Raw genomic sequence first — 3,027 nt, 5'->3', positions numbered from 1 at the left:
GCGGGGTGGCGGCAAACAGCGCCCACAGCGGCGGCAGCGGGGGTCGCGGCGGTGACGGTGGTGCCGCCGGATTGGGCGGCAACGGCGGCAATTTCGCCATCAATGGCAACGGCGGGTCGGGCGGTAGCGGCGCCGCCGGCGGCGACGGCGGTCACGGCGCCGATGCCACCGGCGCGCTGGCCGGCGGCAACGGTGGTAACGGCGGCGACGGCGGTAACGCCGGTGCCGGCGGCAGCAACGGCGTCGGCGGCATCGGCGGGACCGCGGGTGGCTACGGCAGCGGCGGTCACGGCGGCAACGGCAGCTACGGCGGCAACGGTGGGGCCGGGGCCGCCGGCGGAGCCGGACTGGACGGCAACCCCGGGCCCGCCGGCGGGGCCGGAGGCAACGGCGGAGCCGGCGGCGCCAGCGGCCCAGGTGGCGTCAACGGCACCGGCGGCAATGGCGGCAACGGCGGCGTCGGTGGCACCGGCGGCAACGGCGGCCCAGCCGTCGTTGTGGGCACCAAGGGCGGCAACGGCGGCATGGGCGGGACCGGTGGCAACGCCGGTACCGCCGGCCTCGCGGGGACCGGAGGCACCGGAGGTAGCAACGGCATATCGGGCGACGGCGGCAAAGGTGGACTCGGGGGCAACGGCGGTGTCGGCGACACCGGTCCCGCGGGCATCGTCGGCAACATCAACGGCGGCACCGGTGGCGGCGGCGGGGACGGCGGACAAGGCGGCACCGGCGGCTCAGCCAACGCCGGCGGCACCAATGGTGCCGGCGGCAACGGCGGCAACGGCGGCAAAGGCGGCAACGGCGGTCTCGGCCTCGCCGGCACAGCCAGCACCGATGGCGGGGACGGCGGCAACGGCGGCAACGGCGGCGCCGCCGGCAAAGCCGGTCTCGCCGGCACGGGTCCGGGCGCCGCTGGAACCGTCGGCAAGGCAGGTATCGGCGGCAACGGCGGCAACGGCGCAAACGGCGCGTTGGGCGGCAACGGCACCAACGACTTCAACACCGACGGCGGAGCCGGCGGCAACGGCACGAAAGGCGGCAGCGGCGGTCAAGGCGGCAATGGCGGCGCCAGCAACGGCGGAACCGCCGGCAGCGGCGGGGCAGGCGGCAACGGCGCCAACGGTGGTAAGGGCGGCCAGGGAGGCAACGGCGTCGCCGGCGTGCGGCCGCCGCCGCCGGATGGCTCCGACGGTCCGCCTGGCGGCGACGGCGGCATCGGCGGCACCGGCGGCGCCGGCGGCAACGCCGGTGCGGGCGGCGCGGCCGGCACGAAAGGCAGTGGCATCGCCGGCACCGCGGGCGTCGCGGGCGTCGCGGGCAAAGGCGGTGACGGCGGCAACGGCGGCATCGGCGGCAATGGCGCCGACGGCGCGGGCGGCATCACCGGTGACGGCTATAACGGTGGCGCCGGCGGTGGCGGCGGCCAGGGCGGTGCCGGAGGTCTTGGCGGCAACGGCGTCGCCGGCGTCGGTGGCGGCGACGGCGGCAAGGGCGGCAACGGCGGTCTGGCCGGCAAAGGCGGAAGCGGCGGCACCGCGAGCATCGGCGGTAACGGCGGCCCCGGCGGCGTCGGCGGCGGCGGCGGCATCGGCGGCATCGGCGGCAACGGCGGATTCGGCGGCGGCAAGGGAGGCGCCGGGGGCAGCGGCGGCAATGGGAACACCGGGGGAACCGGCGGCGAAGGCGGTGACCTCGGCCGGGATGGAGGGGCCGGCGGGAACGGCGGCGCCGGCGGCGACGCCGGCAACGGCGGCCAGGGCAACGGGGCGGATGGTGGTGCCGGCGGCACTGCCGGCAACGGGGGCACGGGAGGCACCGGCGGCCACGCTACCGACGTCGCCCTTGTCTCCTCGGGCTACAACGGCGGCACCGGCGGCACCGGCGGCGCAGGCGGAAACGGCGGCCTCGGAGGCGGCGTCTCCGGGAAAGGTCTGGGCGGCGACGCCGGCGCCGGCGGCAACGGTGGTACCGGCGGTACCGGAGGTTTCGGCGGAGAAAGTCAACTTATCGGTAGCCGCAACGGCAACGGGGGCAACGGCGGCAGCGGCGGCGTAGGCGGCACCGGTGGCAGCCCAACCGCCGCTGGCGGCAATGCCGCCGACGGCGGCGACGGCGGCAACGGCGGCAAGGGCGGCAACGGCAACGACCAGTTCGGCAGCGCTGACCTCTACGGCACCGGTGGTTTTGGCGGCACCGGCGGCACGGGCGGCAGGGGCGGAAACTCCTTCGACGGAAATTCCGGCGACGCCGGAACCAACGGCGCCCCCGGCGGCGGCCCGACTGGCGGAAATACGAACGTTACTGGCGGTGTCGGGGGCGGCGGCGGCACCGGCGGTAGCGGTGCTACCTAGTCCCAATGCCGGTGCAGGAGAAAGGACGGGCTTTCGAGTGAACGCGTCGACTCATGCTCGCGCCTGGGCGGGTGCGCCGGTCGTTGCCGGTGGTTTTTCGGGTTGCCTGAAGAGACGGCGAGGTCGCTGATGACTTTCATGGTTGTTTCACCGGATCTGGTCGTGGCCGCGGCTGCAGACGTGGCGGGTATCGGTTCGACCATCTCTGCGGCCAATGCGGTCGCTGCGCGGTCGACGACGGGCCTGGCCAGTGCGGCAGCCGACGAGGTGTCGCAGGCGATCGCGGCGATGTTCTCCGGGCATGCGCTGGGTTATCAGGAGCTGGCCGAACAGGCCACGGCGCTTCATGAGCAGTTTGTTCAGACGTTATCTGTCGGCGCGGCCGGGTATGCGCGCGCGGAGGCACTCAATGCCGGCCCGTTGCAGCCGCTTCTGGACCTGATCAACGCCCCGACCCAGCAACTGCTGGGGCGTCCGCTGATCGGCGATGGCGCCAACGGCGCGCCGGGCACTGGGCAGGCCGGCGGACTGGGTGGGTTGCTGTGGGGTAACGGCGGCAATGGCGGGTCGGGGGCGGCCGGGCAGGCCGGCGGCGCCGGCGGGAATGCCGGTCTACTCGGTGCGGGCGGTGCCGGTGGCGCCGGGGGTGCGGGCGCCGCGGGCGGAGCCGGCGGGA

The 3,027-nt window shown here is 75.7% G+C and carries 1 protein-coding gene and 1 pseudogene; both read left to right on the top strand.

What is annotated here, in order from left to right; genetic code table 11:
* Window positions 1-2,351, top strand: a pseudogene (locus AO501_RS37970) (PE family protein); the annotation flags it as partial.
* Window positions 2,352-2,480: 129 nt separating this feature from the next.
* The coding region (locus AO501_RS12835; RefSeq protein ID WP_156452516.1) for a PE family protein at window positions 2,481-3,027 on the top strand (547 nt) is incomplete at its 3' end.

It is taken from the genome of Mycobacterium gordonae, assembly GCF_001417955.2.
Lineage (GTDB): Bacteria > Actinomycetota > Actinomycetes > Mycobacteriales > Mycobacteriaceae > Mycobacterium > Mycobacterium gordonae_B.
Note: the sequence above shows the minus strand (reverse complement) of the source record. Positions and strands in the feature narration are given on the sequence as shown.